At 72.6% G+C, this 18,071-nt stretch carries 17 protein-coding genes; 3 read left to right on the top strand and 14 right to left on the bottom strand.

All coding sequences use genetic code 11. The annotated features are described in order from the left end of the window. Nucleotides 1–199: 199 nt before the first annotated feature. The 3 genes from ACWCV3_RS15965 to ACWCV3_RS15955 form a co-directional block, all read right to left on the bottom strand. Nucleotides 200–1,546, bottom strand: coding sequence for an FAD-dependent oxidoreductase (locus ACWCV3_RS15965; protein WP_451223520.1), 1,347 nt, complete (start codon nucleotides 1,544–1,546; stop codon nucleotides 200–202). Nucleotides 1,547–1,577: 31 nt separating this feature from the next. Beyond that, a complete protein-coding gene (locus ACWCV3_RS15960) occupies nucleotides 1,578–2,021 on the bottom strand; it encodes an SgcJ/EcaC family oxidoreductase (RefSeq protein WP_451223518.1) in 444 nt (147 codons plus the stop codon). Between the two features lie 61 nt (nucleotides 2,022–2,082). Beyond that, a complete protein-coding gene (locus ACWCV3_RS15955; protein WP_451223516.1) occupies nucleotides 2,083–3,264 on the bottom strand; it encodes an acyl-CoA dehydrogenase family protein in 1,182 nt (393 codons plus the stop codon). 210 nt (nucleotides 3,265–3,474) lie between these two features. Here ACWCV3_RS15955 and ACWCV3_RS15950 point away from each other — a divergent pair, with 210 nt between their 5' ends. Continuing rightward, nucleotides 3,475–5,055 carry a 4-hydroxyphenylacetate 3-hydroxylase family protein gene (locus ACWCV3_RS15950; protein WP_451223514.1) on the top strand — a complete coding sequence of 527 codons (1,581 nt, stop codon included), beginning with the start codon at nucleotides 3,475–3,477 and terminating at the stop codon, nucleotides 5,053–5,055. 6 nt (nucleotides 5,056–5,061) lie between these two features. On the opposite strand, the gene ACWCV3_RS15945 is transcribed toward ACWCV3_RS15950, so the two are convergent. The 8 genes from ACWCV3_RS15945 to ACWCV3_RS15910 all read right to left on the bottom strand — a co-directional run bounded on the left by ACWCV3_RS15945 (nucleotide 5,062) and on the right by ACWCV3_RS15910 (nucleotide 13,480). Further along, on the bottom strand, nucleotides 5,062–6,711 hold the full coding sequence (locus tag ACWCV3_RS15945; RefSeq protein WP_451223512.1) for a thiamine pyrophosphate-binding protein: 1,650 nt from the start codon (nucleotides 6,709–6,711) through the stop codon (nucleotides 5,062–5,064). A 120-nt stretch (nucleotides 6,712–6,831) separates the two neighbouring features. After that, nucleotides 6,832–7,830, bottom strand: a complete 999-nt coding sequence (locus tag ACWCV3_RS15940; RefSeq protein ID WP_073901618.1) for a class I SAM-dependent methyltransferase — start codon at nucleotides 7,828–7,830, stop codon at nucleotides 6,832–6,834. Between the two features lie 126 nt (nucleotides 7,831–7,956). Beyond that, the gene (locus ACWCV3_RS15935) at nucleotides 7,957–8,208 is read right to left on the bottom strand and encodes a DUF6059 family protein (RefSeq protein WP_451223510.1); all 252 of its coding nucleotides are present in this window, start codon (nucleotides 8,206–8,208) and stop codon (nucleotides 7,957–7,959) included. 10 nt (nucleotides 8,209–8,218) lie between these two features. Continuing rightward, a complete protein-coding gene (locus ACWCV3_RS15930; RefSeq protein WP_451223508.1) occupies nucleotides 8,219–9,112 on the bottom strand; it encodes a prephenate dehydrogenase/arogenate dehydrogenase family protein in 894 nt (297 codons plus the stop codon). A 115-nt stretch (nucleotides 9,113–9,227) separates the two neighbouring features. Further along, nucleotides 9,228–10,037 (bottom strand): TIGR03084 family metal-binding protein, encoded by an 810-nt coding sequence (locus ACWCV3_RS15925; protein WP_451223506.1) that lies wholly within the window; start codon nucleotides 10,035–10,037, stop codon nucleotides 9,228–9,230. Nucleotides 10,038–10,093: 56 nt separating this feature from the next. Continuing rightward, on the bottom strand, nucleotides 10,094–11,128 hold the full coding sequence (locus tag ACWCV3_RS15920; protein WP_451223504.1) for a carboxymuconolactone decarboxylase family protein: 1,035 nt from the start codon (nucleotides 11,126–11,128) through the stop codon (nucleotides 10,094–10,096). 109 nt (nucleotides 11,129–11,237) lie between these two features. Next, the gene (locus ACWCV3_RS15915; RefSeq protein ID WP_451223502.1) at nucleotides 11,238–12,905 is read right to left on the bottom strand and encodes an FAD-dependent oxidoreductase; all 1,668 of its coding nucleotides are present in this window, start codon (nucleotides 12,903–12,905) and stop codon (nucleotides 11,238–11,240) included. Continuing rightward, entirely contained in the window at nucleotides 12,902–13,480 is a 579-nt protein-coding gene (locus ACWCV3_RS15910) for a DUF5987 family protein (RefSeq protein WP_451223530.1), read from the bottom strand. The genes ACWCV3_RS15915 and ACWCV3_RS15910 overlap by 4 nt, the downstream gene beginning before the upstream one ends. A 290-nt stretch (nucleotides 13,481–13,770) precedes the next feature. Here ACWCV3_RS15910 and ACWCV3_RS15905 point away from each other — a divergent pair, with 290 nt between their 5' ends. Then, nucleotides 13,771–14,847: a ParB/RepB/Spo0J family partition protein gene (locus ACWCV3_RS15905; protein ID WP_451223500.1), complete on the top strand. Its 1,077-nt coding sequence runs from the start codon at nucleotides 13,771–13,773 to the stop codon at nucleotides 14,845–14,847. 20 nt (nucleotides 14,848–14,867) lie between these two features. After that, nucleotides 14,868–15,644 (top strand): helix-turn-helix domain-containing protein, encoded by a 777-nt coding sequence (locus tag ACWCV3_RS15900; RefSeq protein WP_451223498.1) that lies wholly within the window; start codon nucleotides 14,868–14,870, stop codon nucleotides 15,642–15,644. A gap of 78 nt (nucleotides 15,645–15,722) precedes the next feature. Here the strand turns inward: ACWCV3_RS15900 and ACWCV3_RS15895 are convergent, their stop codons facing one another. Genes ACWCV3_RS15895 through ACWCV3_RS15885 form a run of 3 tightly spaced genes read right to left on the bottom strand, consistent with a single transcriptional unit; the run spans nucleotide 15,723 to nucleotide 18,069 of the window. After that, nucleotides 15,723–17,072, bottom strand: a complete 1,350-nt coding sequence (locus ACWCV3_RS15895; protein ID WP_451223496.1) for a cytochrome P450 — start codon at nucleotides 17,070–17,072, stop codon at nucleotides 15,723–15,725. Continuing rightward, entirely contained in the window at nucleotides 17,069–17,614 is a 546-nt protein-coding gene (locus ACWCV3_RS15890) for a flavin reductase family protein (RefSeq protein ID WP_451223494.1), read from the bottom strand. Before ACWCV3_RS15890 ends, ACWCV3_RS15895 begins: the two co-directional genes overlap by 4 nt. Next, entirely contained in the window at nucleotides 17,611–18,069 is a 459-nt protein-coding gene (locus ACWCV3_RS15885; protein WP_073901598.1) for an acyl-CoA thioesterase, read from the bottom strand. The genes ACWCV3_RS15890 and ACWCV3_RS15885 overlap by 4 nt, the downstream gene beginning before the upstream one ends. Nucleotides 18,070–18,071: the final 2 nt, after the last annotated feature.

Below are 18,071 nucleotides of genomic sequence, written 5' to 3'. Positions count from 1 at the left end.
GGGTGGGGGGCGGGGGCGGGGGCGCCCCGCCCCCCCCCCCCCCCCCTCGCCCCGCCGGGACGGTCGGCCCCCGGGCGGCCCTTCGCGCTGCCGTGGCGCCGGCCGCGGACGCCCGGCGGCACGCGTGAGCCCGCCCCGCGGCGGACGCGGGGCGGGCTCGTGACTCACGGCGGGGATGCCGTACGACGGCCGGGGCGTGCTAGGCGGCGAGGGGCGCCGCGGCCTTGGCCGCGCCTTCCTCGACCCGGCGCAGCATGTCCGGGCTCATCAGCGCGTCCGGGGTGGCGACCAGGCCCGCGACCCGCATGAACGTGGCCGTGACCTCGCCGTCGACGACGGCGGCGGCGTGCAGCGCTGCCATGAAGGCGCCGGACGCCTCCCACTCGGGGGTGCGCTCGCCCTCGACCTCGGGGTAGCCGAGGTCGGCTCCGGCGGAGAACTGCCAGGGCACCTCGATCACCTGCGCGATGTCCGCGAGGAACGCCGTCGGGTCCACCTCGCCCCGGCCCAGGTGCTCGCGCAGCACCAGCGCCTCCAGCGCGGCGACCGTCATGCCCTGCCCGTACACCGGGTTGAAGCTGCACGCGGCGTCGCCCACGACCAGGAAGCGGTTCGGGAAGCGGGACAGCCGCTCGTAGCGGCGGCGCTGGCTGGCCGGGTAGCGGAACACCGCGCCGTCGTCGACCGGCTCGGCGTCGTGGATGACGTCATGGATGTCGGACACCGGCAGCGTGCGGGTCCACTCCAGGAAGCCCGGGAGGTCGGCCGGGGCGCTGTCGCCGAGGACGCCGGTGAGGGAGACCACGACGAGGCCGCCCTCGATCCGGGACAGAAACGCGCCGCGCCGGTGGCTCGGCGAGGAGACGGGGTTGATCGACAGGTCGCCGTCGAGCACCGCGTCGTCGCGCAGCCGGAACCTGCGCGTGGTGTAGCTGAGGTCGATGCGGATGCGCTCCTCGTCGGGGCGCTCGTAGCCGAACTCCTCCAGCCACAGCGGGGTGCGCGAGCCGCGCCCGGTGGCGTCGACGACGAGGTCCGCCTCGATCGTCCGCTCCTGCGCCCCGGGTTCCTGGGACTGCACGCGGACCCCGGTGACCGTGTCGCGGGTGTCGTCGGCGACCAGCCCGGCGATGTCGTGCCGCTCCAGCAGGACCACGCCGGGCAGTGCCGCGACCCGCTCGCGCACCCGGCTCTCCAGCACGGGGCGCGTGGCCGAGACGCAGATCAGTCCGGTCGTGCCGGGGCTGAGTCGGCGGCCGTTGAAGAACCAGCGCAGTTCGCCCAGGTCTCCGGTCGGGACGCCGGCCTCGACGGCCTCGTCGGTGAAGCCGGGGAACAGCTCGTCGAGGATCTGCTGGCCGCGGGCGAGCAGTCCGTGGACGTGGCGTCCCTGTCCCACGCCCTTGCGGGCCGTGGTCGTTCCCGTGATCGTGTCGCGCTCCACGACGAGCACCTCGTCGTAGGAGTCGGCGAGCACGCGCGCGGCCAGGAGCCCCGCCATGCTGCCGCCGAGCACCACCGCGCGCTCGCCCACCCTGTTGGTCATGTACGTCACCTCTTCTGCGATGGGGGTGCCGTCAGGCGGCGTGGCGCGGGCTGTTCTGGTACGCGGCGAGGAACCACTGGCCCTCGCGCTTGACGACGACCCAGGAGGCGTGGACGGCGCGCTCGGCGCTCGGCTCGGTCTCGCCGGGGGCGAGGATGCCGCCCCGGGTGATCAGGATGCCGGACTCGCTGTTGGCCAGGCGCAGGTCGACGGGGGTGCCGGTGACGCGGGTGCCCTTGAAGGGGCCCTGGAACGCCTGGGTCAGGAAGGCCCTGATGGCGCCCCGGCCCTTCTGGAAGTGGCCGGGGATGATCATCGTGCCGTCGGGAGTGAAGACGTCTGCGAAGGCGTCCGCGTCGTGCGCGGCCCAGGCCTCGACGACGCGCTGGGGCAGCGCGGCGATGGCGGCCTTGTCCTCGTCGGTCGCGGTGGCGGTGGCGGTGGCGGTGGCGGTCACGATGGTCTGTGCGGTCATGTGCTGCTCCTGGGTGTTCGGTCGGAGTCTTCCGAGCCGGGTGTCGGGTGGCTGAAGGCGCTCAGATGTAGAGCGTGTTGGGCTCGAGACCGCACAGGACGCGGCCGTACAGCTCGTTGTTGGTGTCCGGGTTCATCAACGCGTGCAGACTGACGGCCTGGATGTCGCGGCTGATCCGCTGCATCGGGACGTCGCGGTAGATGGAGGAGCCTCCGGAGGCGGCGGCGAGGATGCCGACGGCCTCCTTGGCGAGGCGGACCACGGCGCCCATGTCGGCGCGGGCGCGGGCCCGCTCCTCCAGGGTGAACTCCTCGCCGGCCAGGCCCTTGGCGTCGACGAGGTCGGCCAGCCGGTAGGCGTGGAACTCGGCCTGGTCGATCTTCAGGGTGGCCTCGGCGACCTGGTGGTGGGTCAGCGGGGCCTGGGCCTGGGACTCGTAGGCGGTGTAGGTGAGGGTGCGGCCGGGGAGCCGCTCGAAGAAGGCGTCGCGGGCGGCGCGGGCGAGGCCGAGGGCGGTACCGACGGAGGAGGCGGCGGCGACCGGCAGCAGCGGGACGCGGTAGACGGGGCTCGCCGCGTTCAGTTCGGAGGCGTACTGGCCCTGCAGGATCGCCGGAAGCGGGATCACCCTCTCCTGCGGGATGAAGACGTCTTGGGCGACGGTGCTGACGCTGCCGGTGCCGCGTAGCCCGGAGGTGTCCCAGTCGTCGATGATCTGCAGGTCCGACATCGGCACGAGGGCCATGACCGGCAGGTGCTGCCCGTCGGGCGTCGGCTGGACGGCGATGATCTCCTGCCAGTGGGCGTGACGGGCGCCGCTGACGAAGCCCCACCTGCCGTTGACCACGATGCCGCCCTCGGCGGGCGCGGCCAGCGCGGAGGGGCTGAGCGTGCCGCAGATGCGCACGTCGGGGGTGGCGAACACCTCGTCCTGGACGCTGTCGGGGAAGAGGCAGGCCATGAAGGTGGGGATCCAGTAGACGGACGTCGTCCAGCCGGCCGCCCCGTCGGCGCGGCCGAGTTCGGCGGCGACCTCGACCAGAGTGCGGGTGTCCGCCTCGTAGCCGCCGTACCGCTTGGGCACGCGCAGCTTGAACAGGCCCGCCCCGGCGATCGCCTCGATCGTCTCCTCCTGCAGCCGCCGGTCCTCCTCCGCCTGCGCGGCGTTCTTCTTCAGAAGCGGTGCGAGGTCGCCGGCGCGCTGCACCAGGTGTGCTCGCGTGGGGATGTCGGCGGTGAGCATCGTGGGTCCTCCCGGAAGGTACACAGGTGTCGGTCGCCGGAAGCGGGACCGTGTCGCGCACCTGACGCTCACATCGCGGCGGCCCTGGGGGCACCTCTCGTGTTGCGAAGTTGAGCCGGTCGCAGCGACTTCGGCACGTCGGCGCGGGGCCGGGCCCGCTGCCGCACGCAGCAAGAAGCCTCCCCGGCCGGCGGCTGCCACGATGAGGCCATGACGGATCAGCAGCACGCCGGGCAAGGCCGCGACAAGGCGACGACCACCCGTCCGTTGACGGGCGACGAGTACGTCGAGAGCCTGCGCGACGACCGCGAGGTGTACCTGTACGGGGAGCGCGTCAAGGACGTCACCGCGCACCCGGCGTTCCGCAACCCGGTGCGGATGACGGCCCGCCTGTACGACGCGCTGCACGACCCGACCCACCGCGACGTGCTCACCACCGCGACCGACAGCGGCGGCGACGGCTTCACCCACCGGTTCTTCACCACGCCCCGCAGCGCCGAGGACCTGGTGGCCGACCAGAAGGCGATCGCCGCCTGGTCCCGGATGAGTTACGGCTGGATGGGGCGCAGCCCCGACTACAAGGCCGCCTTCCTCGGCACGCTCGGTGCCAACGCCGACTTCTACGCCCCCTTCTCGGACAACGCGCGCCGCTGGTACCGCGAGTCGCAGGAGAAGGTCCTGTACTGGAACCACGCGATCGTGCATCCGCCGGTCGACCGCAGCCGCCCGGCGGACGAGGTCTCCGACGTCTTCGTGCACGTGGAGAAGGAGACCGACGCGGGTCTGGTCGTCAGCGGCGCCAAGGTGGTCGCCACCGGTTCGGCGCTCACCCACCACAACTTCATCGCCCACTACGGTCTGCCGGTGCGCAAGAAGGAGTTCGCGCTGGTCGCCACGGTGCCCACGGGCGCGCCCGGCGTGAAGCTGATCTGCCGCCCGTCGTACACGGCGATGTCCGCCGTGATGGGCAGCCCCTTCGACTATCCGCTGTCGTCGAGGCTGGACGAGAACGACACGATCCTCGTCCTGGACAAGGTCCTCATCCCGTGGGAGGACGTGTTCATCTACGGCGACACGGCCAAGATCCAGATGTTCTCGGGGCAGTCGGGCTTCCTCGAGCGCTTCACCTTCCACGGCTGTACACGCCTCGCCGTGAAGCTGGAGTTCCTCGCCGGCGCGCTGGCCAAGGCGCTGGAGATCACCGGGACGCAGGACTTCCGAGGGGTGCAGACCCGGCTCGGCGAGGTGCTCGCCTGGCGGAACCTGTTCTGGGGGCTGTCGGACGCGGCCGCGCGCAACCCGGTGAAGTGGCGCAACGGGGCGGTGCTGCCGAACCCGCAGTACGGCATGGCCTACCGCTGGTTCATGCAGATCGGCTATCCCCGGATCAAGGAGATCGTCCAGCAGGACGTCGCCAGCGGCCTGATCTACCTGAACTCCAGCGCCGACGACTTCAAGAACCCGCAGATCCGTCCGTATCTCGACAAGTACGTGCGCGGTTCGGGCGGCGTCGAGGCCGTCGAGCGCGTCAAGGTGCTGAAGCTGCTGTGGGACGCGGTGGGCACCGAGTTCGGCGGCCGGCACGAGCTGTACGAGCGCAACTACTCGGGCAACCACGAGAGCGTGCGCACCGAGCTGCTGTTCGCGCAGACGGCGAGCGGGCAGGTCGACGACTACAAGGCGTTCGTCGACCAGTGCCTGTCCGAGTACGACCTGGACGGCTGGACGGTCCCGGATCTCGATTCGTTCCCGGGGCTGCGCGAGGCACGCGGGGGCCTGCTCGGCGGCTGAGGGTCCTCAGGTCCGTTCCAGCAGGTCGGCCAGGAACGGCGCGATCACGCCGGGCACCACCTTGCAGTCCAGGACGAGGGTGCCCGGGCAGCCGGCCGTACGCCACCGCCGTACGGCGTCGAGGTCGTCCGGGCGGCGCACGGTGACCGCCGTGGCGCCCAGGCCGCGGGCCACCGTGGCGAAGTCGGTGTCGGCGAAGGACAGCGTGGCCGGGTCGGCGCCCTGCGGCGCGTACATGTGTTCTTCGAAGCCGTAGGCCGCGTCGTCGTAGACGACGACGAGCGCGGGCCGGCCGGAGCGCACCAGCGTGTCCAGCTCCGGCAGGCCCATCAGCGCGCCGCCGTCGCCGACCGCCGCTACGGTCAGCCGGTCGGGGCGGCCCACCGCCGTGCCGACCGCGCCGGCCAGGCCCAGGCCGATGCTCTGGAAGGCGGCGCCGGTGAAGACGAACCCGGCCGGGTCGGGCACCGGCCAGTACATCCCGGGCCAGGCGATGAAGTGCCCGCCGTCCAGCACCAGGGTGCGTTCCTCGGGCAGCAGGGCGGCCAAGGCGCGGGTCAGGGCGCGCGGGTCGATCCGGTCGGCGGTGGACGCGTCCTCGTGGGCGAGGTCCGCCCATCCGGCGCGTGCCCGGGCGGCCCGGTCGGCGCACCGCCCGCGCCAGTCCGGCACGGGCAGTCCCCGTTCCTCCACCGCGTCGAGCAGCCGTACGGCGACGGCGTGGGCGTCGCCGCGCACCACGAGGTCGGCCCGCTGTGCCCGCTTGTGCCCGTCGACGTCGATCTGGACGACGGTGGCCGCGGGGTCGAGGATCCGGCCGCCGTGCAGGGTGAAGGTGTCCAGGCTCGCGCCGAAGGCGACGACGACGTCGGACTCGCCCATCAGGTCGGCGGCGGCCGGTGCCGCGAAGCCGCCGCAGACCCCGAGTGACCAGGGGCTGTCCCGGAACAGCCCGCCGGCCATGACGGTCGTCGTGAACAGGGCTCCGAGGCGGTCGCCGAGTTCGCGCAGGATCTTGCCGGCGCCGGAGTGCCAGGCGCCGAGTCCGGCAAGGAGCAGCGGGCGGCGCGCTCCGGCCAGGGCGTCGAGCAGTGGCTCCAGGTCGGGTTCGGCCACGGCGTCCGTCGTGCCCGCCGCGGCCTGCGCGACGGTGCCCGGGGTGTCGGGCAGCGCGTGGTTGACCAGGTCGCCCGGCAGGAACACGGCGACGGGGCAGCGCTCCTCCCGGGCGGTGCGTACGGCCGCGGCGGTGTCGGCGCGGGCGGTGCGCGGTTCGGTGAGCCGGACGACGCGGACGCCGAGCGCGGCCAGGAGCGCGCTCTGGTCGATGTCGTGCGGCCGCGGACCGCTCACCGGGGCGTCGCCGCACAGCAGGACGGCCCCGCTGCGGTTCTTGGCCGCGTCCGCCAGCGCGGTGACGGTGTTGGTGATGCCGGGCCCGTGGGTGGTGGTGCAGACGGCGATGTCGCCGGTCGCCCGGAAGTAGGCGTCGGCCATCGCCATGGCCCCGCCCTCGTGCCGGGCCGCCGTGTAGCGCACACCGGCCGCGGTGAGCGCGGCCGTGGCCAGGATGTTGCCGCCGCCCACCACCCCGAAGGCGTGCCGGATGCCGCTGTCGGCGAGGGTCTGCCCGACGGCCTGCGCGAGTGTGGTCATGCCTGACTCCATGGGTTGCGTCGAACAACTTACTGATCGGCGAAAAGTGCCCGGACGGGCTGCGGGTCCCCGGGTGGGCGGGAAGCGCCCGTCCGCCCGGGGACCGGTGTGCCTTTCGGATCAGGCAAGTTCGAAGATGACCTCGCCGACGGTGATGTCGATGCGGTTGGTGCGCACCAGCTCCCAGCCGCCCTCCTCGAAGACCGACTCCCAGTCGTCGACGGTCGGCAGGAAGGTGCCCATGAGGTCGTGTCCGAGCTCGAACCCGAGCGTGAAGACGGGCAGTTCGGTGTCGGGCAGCGCGGTACGGGTGGCGTCGCCGATCAGCAGACGCCGGGCCGCGGGGAACACCTCGCGCAGCCGGCGCAGGGTGGCCACGCAGTTCTCCCGGGGCCAGAAGTCGTGGCCCATCATGAAGCAGGTGAGCAGTTCGATGTCGGCGTACTCGGGGCGCGGTTCGAGGCGCAGTACGTCGCCCTGCACGAACTCGGCGCGGTCGGCGAACCCGGCCTCGGACGCTTCCTTCCGCGCCACGTCGAGGGACGGCTGGGCGATGTCGACGCCGACGCCCGTCGCGCCGGGGTGGCGGTCGAGGATCTGCATCAGCCGTGCGCCGGAGCCGCAGCCGAGATCGGCGACGCGGCTGAAGGGGAAGTCCACCCGGTCCATCGCGGCCCAGAAGGTGGGCGCGTAGGTGACCTGGTCGATCTCCCGGCAGGCGTAGGCGATGGCGGCGGCGTCCCGGTGGTAGTAGTCGCCGCTGCGGTTCTCGGTGCGCAGGACGGCGGGCATCTGCCGGAACAGCTCGGCACTGCCCCGGGTGAGCCAGTGGAAGAACGACTTGTTGCGGTACATGTCGTCGAAGCCGTCGAGGGTGTGGACCACGGCGCCGTCGCGACGGACGAGACCGACCGACGCGAGGGCGCGGAACAGGCCGGTGGTCGACAGCGGGTCGAGACCGGCCCGCGCGGCGAAGTCGGCGGTGTCCAGCGTCCGCGCGCGGTGCAGCTCGTCCAGGGCTCCGACCTCCCAGGCGGCCGCGATCGCCCAGGCCGCCACGGCGGAGTTGTAGATGGAGGCAATGCCGCGCGCGTTGCCCTGTGCGATGTCAACAGTCACTGCTCAGCACCTCGTCCTTGGGAGTTCGGGGGTCTGTCACCCTTCGTTCCATGCTTCAAGCGCATGGCGGGTGGGGCATCTCTGACGTTGCTGTCCGGCGGCGGCGCCACGGTCCGCCAGGGCGGGTCACCCCGTCAGCTCCCTTTCCAGGGAGCACTCCAGCGGAGTCAGCGGCCGGCCGGTGAGCCGCTCCGGGTGGCCCGGCGGGATCTCGCCCGCCGGGTCGGGGCCGGACGGGGAGGGCACCGGGCCGATCCACACCCAGCCGAAGTCGGACAAGGACCAGTAGGCGGAGCGCAGCAGCCGGCGGGCCAGCCGCAGGGCCGCGGGCCCACGGCTGCCGGCGGTGTGCGCGAAGGGCGTGGAGGAAGTGGTCACGGGCCGACCGTCACACCCGGTCGCCGGCCGGCGCATCTCGCAGGGTGCGCCGCTCGCCGGCGCGCTGCAGCGCGGCGTGTCCGCGCCGGCCCTCCTCCAGGGTGGGCGCGAGTTCGAGGGGGGCGCTTGCGTCTCCCTCGCGAAGGATGGCGGCGGCCCGGGCGAGTTGTTCAGCGACCCGGTCGAGGACGTCGGCGACCGGGCCCGCGTTGTGGGCGAGGACGTCGCCCCACAGCCACGGGTCGCCGCCGGCACTGCGGACGGCGTCGCGCAGCCCGCTCCCGGCAAGCCCGAGGAACGCCTCGGAGCTGTCGGCGAACCGGGTGGCGAGGGCGGCGGCGATCAGGTGCGGCCCGTGGGACAGTTCGGCGGCGATCCGGTCGTGCACGTGGGGGGCCAGGTCGATCCGGTACGCACCGCACGCCTCGATCAGCGCGTCCATGGTCTCCAGCGCCCAGTCGGGCGTGGTCTCGTACGGGCACACCACCCAGGGCCGCCCGGTGAAGCGGCCGGCGGCCGCGGTGTCCCGGGCGGGTGCGTCGGAGCCGGCCAGCGGATGTCCGGGTACATATCCCTTGAGGTCGCAGCCGCGCAGCTCGGCCTCGGCGCAGACGATGTCCTTGGTGCCGGCCGTGTCGGTGTAGACGTGCCCGAGCCCCCTGCTCTGCGCGCTGTGCAGGGCGTCGACGACGGCCGAGGGGGCGGTGGCGACGACGACGAGGTCGGCGGGGGGCTGTCCGGGCGTCCAGGCGCTGCCGGCACCGAGGGAGACGGCCTCTTCCAGGGCGCGGGGGTCCTCGTCGGCGAGGGTGACACGGATGCCGGCGAGGCCGAGGGCGAGAGCGAGGGAGGTGCCGGTGGTGCCGCAGCCGATGACGATGGCGGTGCGCAGGGTGGTGGTCATGGTGGCTCCTTGCGGCGGGGCGCCTTCGCGCCGTGGCCGGTGGGCTGCGGGTGGTGCGGGTGCGGGAGCGAGGGGGAGGCGGTCCGGGTGGGGACCGCCGGTGGGGCGGCCCTCCTCAGTGGTCGCAGCCCGGGTGGGCGAACTGGCCCGGCTTGCGGCCCTCGCCGGCGGGGCCGCGGTAGGCCTGCGCGATGTCGAGCCATCGGTCGGCCTCCGCGCCGGTGGCGACGAGGGCGAGGTCGTCGCGGTGGCGGCGGCGGGTGACCAGGAGGCAGAAGTCCTCGGCGGGTCCGGTGACCTTGTTCTCGGCGTCCTCGGGGCCGTACGCCCACACCTCGCCGCTCGGGGCCGTCACCTCGATGCGGAAGGGATCGGCCGGCGGCGTCAGGCCGCGGGACAGGTAGCCGAAGTCCCGCGTGAGGAAGGCGAAGAAGACCAGGTGGCGCAGTCGTCCGGTGGCCTCGCGGCGCACGCCGAGGGCGTCGGCGATGTCCTGGCCGTGGCCGAAGATCTCCATGATCCCGGCGGAGGCGAGGACGGTCGGCGGCAGGGGGTTGACCAGCCACGGCACGACCTGGTCCTCGGGGACCGCGGCGAGGGCGTCGACGGACCGGCGGCCGAGGGCGCGGAAGCGGCCCAGCAGTTGGGCGGGCGGGAAGGCGTTGAACTGGCGCAGAGCGGCGTCGACGGCGGCGTCGAAGTCGCCCGCGGCTCCGGCGGCGAGCTGGGCGAAGGCCTCGGGGTCGGAGGCCGCGGTGCCGGCCAGGTGGAAGATGAAGGTCAGGTGGGCGATCTGGTCGGCGATGGTCCAGCCGGTGGCGGGGGTCGGGGTGTGCCAGGCCTGCTCGTCGAGGCCCTCGACGAGACGGGCGGTCTCCTCGATGTCGGCGGCGAGGTCCTTCACGACGTCGTTGAGCGTGCTCATGATGGTTTCTCCTTGTGAGGGTGGAGCGGGGGTCGGGGTGAGGGGCGTGCCGCCGGTCAGCGGACGGCGGACGGTGCGGGGCGGACGGCTTTGCCGAGGCGGGCGCCGGTCCTGACGGCGGCGGTGAGCGCCGCCCAGGAGGCGAGTTCCACGAGTTCCCGGTCGCCGGGGTGGACCGCGCGGAACGCGTCGATGTCCGCGTCGGTGATCTGGTGGTGGTTGAGGGCTATGAGGAGGGCGAGCCGGGCGGCGGGCAGGTGCCCGTCCGGCAGGGCGGCGGTGGCCTCGCCCAGCCAGGCGCGGCTCGGGCCGGGCACGGTGCCGTCGTGCACCGCGAGTTCGGCGTGCAGCAGGTCGCGTACGGCTTCGGGGATCCAGCGCTCCGCCGCGGCGTCGACGGACGCCACCGCCCTGGCGAGGGCGCCGGCGACGGCCGGGCTGGTCTTCGCCCAGTCGAGTCCGGCCGGCAGCGGGGCGGCGGGGAGCAGGTCGAGCGAGGCGCCGGGCACCACGGTCCGGCCCCGGTCCGGGCGCAGGGCACGGGCGACCATCCGCATCGCCGGTCCGCGGCCCGCGGCGGGGGCGGCGGCGGGTACGGGGGAGTCGGGCAGGAAGAGCCGGACCATCCGGTTGAGGTAGTGGAAGGTGACGGCGGTGCCGAGGATCTCGGGGGCCTCCTGTGCGTGGAAAGGTGCGGGTCCGGCGGCCGGGTCGGTGCCCGCGCCGCGGGCCCACTCGGCGAGCGGTCCGTGGCGGTCGGCGGCGCCCAGGGTGGCGAGCGTGGCCTCGTGGACCTCGACGCAGTAGGGGCAGTCGTTGGCCTGGGAGACGGCCGTGGCGACGGCTTCCTTGGCGGCCCGGCCGACGCGGCCCTCGGCGAGGAGGGTCTCGCGCAGCAGCAGCCAGGCGGCGGCGAGTGTCTCGGGGGCCGGCGAGTGCAGCGCGAGGGGCGGGGCGACGATGCCGAACTCCCGCCGGGCCTGGGCGTAGACCTCGGCCACCGGGCCGTCGGCCGCGTCCTGCGGGACGGCCGTGATGTGCCGGATCTGCTGCAGAGAGCCCTTCAGCAGGATTCTTACGAGCGGTCGCACCGCCGCCTCCTGGTTCCCGGATCGGATCGGGTCGTGTGAAGCGACCCGCTGGACGTGTTGATGGTTTTTTGAAGCAACTCACTGTGCCGCGAAAAGCCGTTCGGGAGGTTCACACGGTGACGAGGCGGCGCTGCTTCAGCAGGGGCAGCACACCCGCGCGTCCGCTCTTGTAGCCGGTGGGGGCGGGGGCGCCGTAGGTGACGTCCACTCCCCTGGCCCGGGCGGCGGCCACGATGTGCGGCACGGCGCGTTCGGCGAGGGCGGCGATGGTCATGGCCGGGTTGACGGTCAGGGCGCCGGGGACGGCGGAGCCGTCGGTGACGAAGATGCCGGAGTGGCCGCGCAGTTCGTTGGTGTCGTCGAGGGCCGAGGTGCCCGGGTCGTCGCCCATCCGGCAGGAGGCCAGCGGGTGGACGGTGTAGGCGCCGACGAGGTCGTTGGTCCAGGGCATCACCTTGGCGAGGCCGTCCTTCTCCAGGATCTCCTTCACGTCGGCGTCGGCCTGGTTCCAGCCGTGCCAGGTGTTCTTCGTCGGTTTGTACGACAGGTTGCCGCGGCCGAGCATCTGCTGGGAGATGCGGTGGGAGTTGCCGGTGGCCGGCGGCGGCCCGAAGACCCCTTCGTTGTCGTCCTCGGTCATGCAGAAGATCGTCAGCCAGGACTTCCAGTTCCTCAGGATCTCCTTCTTCTCCTTGCCGAACCAGGTCGGGCCGGTGGCGTCGGGGGCCTGCGCGAGGATGGTGCCGAGGCCCGGCGGGAAGTAGAGCTGCTCCAGGGAGTAGCGGGAGTACTCCGGCAGGGAGCCGTCGAGCTTGTCCCAGCTGGCCACGGTCGGGCCCTTGCCGATGGCGTTGGCGCCGTAGGGCAGTTCGCCGTCACCGCGGCTCAGGCCGAGGATCTCGGCGACCTTTTCCTCGTCGAGGATGGCCGTGTTGAGGCGTTCGCCGTTGCCGGAGAAGTAGCGGCCGACCGCGTGCGGCATCGTGCCGAGGTGGGTCTCGCTGCGCTGCAGGATGACCGGGGTGGCGCCGGCGCCCGCCGCCAGTACGACGATCTTGGCCTCGATGACGCCGGAGCCGGCCTGCAGGCGGTAGTCCTCGTCGTGGACGATGTTGTAGTGGACGCGGTAGCCGCCGTCGGCGGTGCGCTCCAGGTGCTGCACCTCGTGCAGGGGGCGGATCTCCGCACCGTGGGCGAGGGCGGCGGGCAGGTAGTTGACGGTGAGGGACTGCTTCGCCTCGAAGCGGCAGCCGGCCATCATGAAGTTGCAGTTGACGCACTTGGTGTTGTCGACGGCCGCGGCGAGCGGGTTGGCGGTGCGCCCGGCGTGGTCGCAGGCCGCCGCCCACAGGCCGCCGGAGTAGGAGGCCTCGTTCCAGTCGGGCTTGCTGACTGACAGGGACTCCTCGATCCGGTCGTACCAGGGGTCGAGGGTGTCGCGGCTGACGGCCTCGGGCCACATCCGCCGGCCGATGCTGCCGTGCCGGTCGAAGACGAACCGGGGGGCCCGCGGCATGGCCGCGAAGTAGACGACGCTGCCGCCGCCGACGCAGTTGCCGCCGAGCACGCTCATGCCGTCGCCGACGACGAAGTCGAAGATGCGGGTGTAGGAGGAGCCGAGCTTGTAGTCGTGCTCGAACTCGTCGTTCTCCAGCCAGGGCCCGCGCTCCAGGACGGTGACCTTGGCACCGCCGGCGGCCAGGTGGTAGGCGGCGATCGCGCCGCCGAAGCCGCTGCCGACGACCAGTACGTCGGTCTTCTCGATCGCGTCGCTCATGCGGGGCTCCCGGTGGGGGTGGTGTCGGGGTGGGGTTGGGCCAGCTGTCTGCCGTAGCCGGAGTCCTTGAAGCGCCACAGTCCGTCGGTGTCCGGCCGGGTGATGCCCATGGCCGTCAGACCGGGGTGGCCGTCCGCGAGGGCCTCGGCGGTGTGCAGGTGGGCTGCGGAGTCGAAGGACATGTTGCAGAAGAGGGAGAGCAGAACCCAGAAGTCCTTCTCCGGGTGGCCGGGGGTGGTCAGTTCCTGGATGAGGCGGACTCGGTCGTCGTAGTCGAGGGAGACGAAGGGCGGCACGGTCGGGTCGAGGGTGAGGCCGGCCTTCTCGGCGTAGTTGCGGGTATGGCCGTTGACTCGGTCGGCCAGGTCCTCAAGACCGTCGTGGATACCGGTGGCGTCCCAGCGAAGGAGGTCGACGGCTCCGCAGACGACGGCGCCGCCGCCGGTGCTGACTCCGGCGATCGCCCGGTCACCGGGCCACCGCTTCTCGCCCGGGACGATGGTGTCCGCGTAGGCCTCGAGGGTGAGGGTGGTGTCGGGCCCGATGTCGACCCTGCGCTCGGGGATTCTTCTCACTGCGGGCAACTGGGCCTCCGGTCAGGTCATTTGGGGTTCCTGGTGGCGTGAGAAAAAGCTAGAAGTGCCGGGTCTTTTCAAACAACCAACCAGGTGGGTGTTCGCCCGAACACCGGTCCGCATACCCGACCCGCCAAAGTCGCGTCGTCCCCGTCGACGGGCTCCAGAAAAAAACAGGTCGTTCACTATGCTCTCCTCGGATGCGTTGTTCTCCGTGGCGTCCGGGCCCCTCTCCCGCAGTTCGAGGGAATCCGGGCACGTCTCGATCTCGCCGAGGGGGAAGGGGAGAGGTGAACAGCAACGACAGATCTCTGACGCTGCCCGCCAACTTCACTCACCGGGTGCGGATAGAGGCGCTCATGCCGGCCGATTCGCCCCGCCTGAACGGCGTCGACGAAAGTCACGTGCGCCGCCTCACCGACATCTACACCACTCTGCCCCCGATTCTCGTCCACCGCGGGACCATGCGGGTGGTCGACGGAATGCACCGGGTCGCCGCGGCCGCCGCGAACGGGCACGCGTCGGTGGAGGTGCAGTACTTCGACGGCGCGGACGACGAAGCGTTTCTGCGGTCGGTGACGGCCAATATCGCGCACGGCCTGCCGCTGTCCGTGGCGGACCGCAAGGCGGCCGCCGAGCGCATACTGCGCTCCCGTTCCGACCTGTCCGACCGGGCCGTCGCCGCCTACACCGGACTCGACGCGAAGACGGTCGCGACGCTCCGCCCGTGTTCGACCGAGGATTCTCCGCAGTCGAACGTCCGGGTCGGCGCCGACGGCCGCGCCCACCCGCTCGACCGCACGGCGGAGCGGATCCGGGCCGCCGAACTCATGACCCGCAGGCCGGATCTGCCGCTGCGGGCGATCGTCAAGGAGACCGGGCTGTCGCTGGGCACCGCCCACGACGTGCGCCAGCGGCTGCTGCGCGGCGAGGCCCCGGTGCCCACGGGCCGGCGGGCGCCCGCCGGGCGCGAGGCCGCGGAGAGGGGAGACCGCCCCGAACCCCTGGCCGCCCCGTCGGCCGACGGCAACGGCGCCCCGGCGGCCGACGGGGGTCCCTCCGGACCGAACCGCACCCGCGGATCCCTGGAGACCCTGCGGCGGCTCGCCGGGGACCCGTCCCTGCGGCACTCCGAGTCCGGGCGCCAGTTCCTTCGCTGGCTGCACACCCACTTCGTCGTCGACGAGGCCTGGCGCCAGCAGGCCGACGCGGTCCCTCCGCACTGCACGGGCACCGTCGCGGAACTGGCCCTCCAGTGCGCGGGCGCCTGGAAGCGGTTCGCCGAGGACCTCGACCGGCGGCGGCTGACCCACACGACGCCCGCTCCATCCCGGCACGCGGCCCCCGAATCTCGGCAGGGAGCATGATGCACAGACAGGGAGAAACGGTGACCACCACCGCGATCGAAGCCGCTGTCCTTCGAGTCATCGACGAAATGCATGCGAATCTCGGCCAGGAACTCACGATCGACGACATGGCCCGCACCGCCATGTTCAGCAAGTTCCATTTCACCCGCGTGTTCCGGGACGTGACAGGAACATCCCCCGGTCGCTTTCTCTCCGCCCTGCGTCTGCAGGAGGCGAAACGCCTGCTCCTCCAGACGGATTTCAGCGTCGCCGACATCAGCAGCCAGGTCGGATACAGCAGCGTCGGTACCTTCAGTTCCCGATTCAAGTCATGCGTCGGCGTCTCGCCGAGCATGTTCCGGGAATTGGACGGATTCACAGCGGAGATCGGTCCGGGCGAACAGAGCGAAGGAGCGGCCGAGCACTCCAGGGGTGCACTGCGCGGGCGCGTGCACCTGCCCCAGGACCGCGCGCCCGGCCACTGCTTCGTGGGCCTGTTCCCCACGCCTGTCCCGCAGGGGCGGCCGGTGTGCTGCGCCGTCCTGGACGGTCCCGGCTCCTTCGAGCTGCGCGACGTCCCGGCCGGCACCTGGCACGTGCTGGTGCACTCCGTGCCGTACGGCTACGAGCACATGCCGTCCGGCACCGGTGACCGTGACGTCGTCTCCGTGGGCAGCTACGGACCGGTGACCGCGCACGAGGACACCCTGCTGATGCCGGCCGAGATCGTCCTGCACCCGCTGGACGCCCTGGACCCGCCGGTGCTGATGGCGCTGCTCGACCTGCGCGCCGACGCCATGGACCGCATCGCCGGCTGACCGCTCCGGGAACCGGCGAAGGGGCGGGCACGGAAATCCGTGCCCGCCCCTTCGCGTGTGGCCCGCGCGGTGCCCGCCTCAGTCCGCCGCCCGGATCGTCATCGGCAGTCCGCCCCTCATCCGCAGGGACATCATGGGCTCCGGGACGCCCGGGTGCCCGGGCACCGCTGCCAGGTCGAGGTCCCGGGTGACGAGCGCGGTCACGAACACCGCCTCCATCATTCCGAGGTTGCTGCCCACGCAGAACCGCGGCCCGGCGCCGAAGGGGATGTAGGCGTAGCGGTGCCGGTGCGCGACACGCGCGGGGTCGAAGCGGCCCGGGTCGAACCGCTCGGGGTCCTCCCAGAGGTCCGGATGGCGGTGCAGGGTGTAGGGGCACACCAGCACGTCGGCCTTGGCGGGCACGTCGAACCCGCCGACCTGGTCGGGTCCCTGGGCGATGCGCGGCAGGATCCACACCGGCGGATACAGCCGCATGGCCTCCTGCACGACCTGCGTGGTGTACGTCAGCTTGTGCAGGTCCTCGGCGTCCGGCAGGCGGCCGCCGGCCAGCACGCCCCGCGCCTCCTCGCGCACCAGGTCGCGTACGTGGGGGTGGCGGGCGAGCAGCAGCAGGGTCCAGCCGAGTGTGCTGGCCGTGGTCTCGTGGCCGGCCAGCAGCAGCGTGACCAGTTCCTCCTGGAGCAGCCGGCGGCCGAGGGCTGCGTCCTCGCGCGCGCGGGCGGCGAGGATCATCCGGGCGAACGCGTCGTCGGCGCCGTCCCCGTCGGTGAGGCGGGCACTGCGGTCGGCGACCAGTTCGTCGACGATCCGGGTGAGTTCCCGGCGCGCCGCGCGGAACCGGCGCTGGGTGCCGAACGGCACCCAGGTCGGTACCAGGCCCTGGCTGACCATGTCGAACATGGCCTGGTCCTGGACGGCCTCGAAGGCGTGCTCGATACCGCCGTGCCCGTCGAGGGAGGTGTCCATGAGGGTGCGGCCGAGGACACCGAGGGTGAGCCCGGTGACCTCGTTCAGCACGTCGACGGGGGTGTCCCCGGCCCGCCGGCGCAGCAGTTCCACCAGCTTGGCGGACTCGTCGGCGACGGCTCCGGCCTGGGCGGCGATCCGCCCGGGCTTGAACGCGGGCTGCACGTTGCGGCGCTGGGCACGCCACAGCTCGCCCTCGCTGGTGAGCAGGCCGTCGCCGAGCACCTTGCGGGACTCCACCAGGCCGATGCCCTTGTGGTAGTTGGCGGCGTTGTCGGCCAGTACGTGCTTGGCGTAGTCCGGCCGGTTGAAGATGTACAGCTTCTTCGGGCCCATGGAGACGCGGACGGCGTCGGAGAGGTCGGCCGCGTCCCGCATCATGCCGAGCCGGTCGAGGGCGAGCTTGCGCAGCAGTCCGGGCAGCCGCCACACGGGCGGCCCGGGCGGGTGGACGCTCATGCGCGCTCCCCTTCCGCGGGCTCGGCCAGCCGCCGGAAGCGGCCGTGGTGGAAGACCAGCGGCTCGCGGTCCGGCACGGCGTCCAGGGCGAGCACCCGGCCGAGGTGGACCGTGTGGTCGCCGCCGTCGTACACCCGCCAGTGGGCGCACTCGAAGTGGGCAGCCGCGCCGGCGATCAGCGGGGCGCCGCTGGCCGGCCCGGGCAGCCAGTCCATGGCGTCGAACTGTGCGGCGCCCACGGGCCGGGAGCGGTCGGCGAAGTGCCGGGCGACGTCCTCCTGCCCGGCGCCGAGGACCGACACCGCGAAGGTGTCGGTCCCGGCGAGGACCCGGTTCATGACGGCGTCGTTGCCGACGCACAACAGCACCAGGGCCGGATCCAGCGACACCGAGGTGAAGGAGTTGGCGGTCATGCCGCGCGGGCTGGCCCCGCCGGTGGTCACGACCGTCACTCCGGTGGCGAAGGACCCGAAGGCCCGCCGCAGCCGCGCGGGATCGCCGGTGACGGCGTCCCGCGGCGGCGCGGCGGCCAGGGTGCTCATGCCGCCCGCCCCGTCAGCGCCCGGCCTTGGGCGGAGTACGGCTCGAGGGCGTGGGCCAGTGCCTCGGGGATGAGCGAGGGCACCGTGTTGGTGTTCGGGCCGCGCATGCACGCGATCCGCTGGCGGCCGCGGGCGATCAGGACTTCCGCGCCGCCGGTCACCTTGACGTAGTCGAAGGTGAACTCCAGCTGGGTCTGGCCGAGTTCGGCCAGCCGCATTCGGATGGACAGCTCGTCGAAGGCGGTGATCTCGGCGAAGAACTCGCAGTCCACCTTCAGCGTGAACAGCTTCAGGTCGTCCTGGACGTCGGCCAGTACCGCCGGTGCCTTCTGCTGCAGGAACAGCTCGCGGCACCGGCCCTGCCAGCGCAGGTAGTTCACGTAGTACACGTTGCCGACGAGGTTGGTCTCCTCGAAGCCGACCGTGTGCCGGTACTCGAAGTAGTCGTCCGCCATGG

The organism is Streptomyces sp. NPDC001781, from assembly GCF_053596035.1.
The sequence above is the reverse complement of the archived record's forward strand: the minus strand, read 5'-3'. Positions and strand labels throughout refer to the sequence as shown.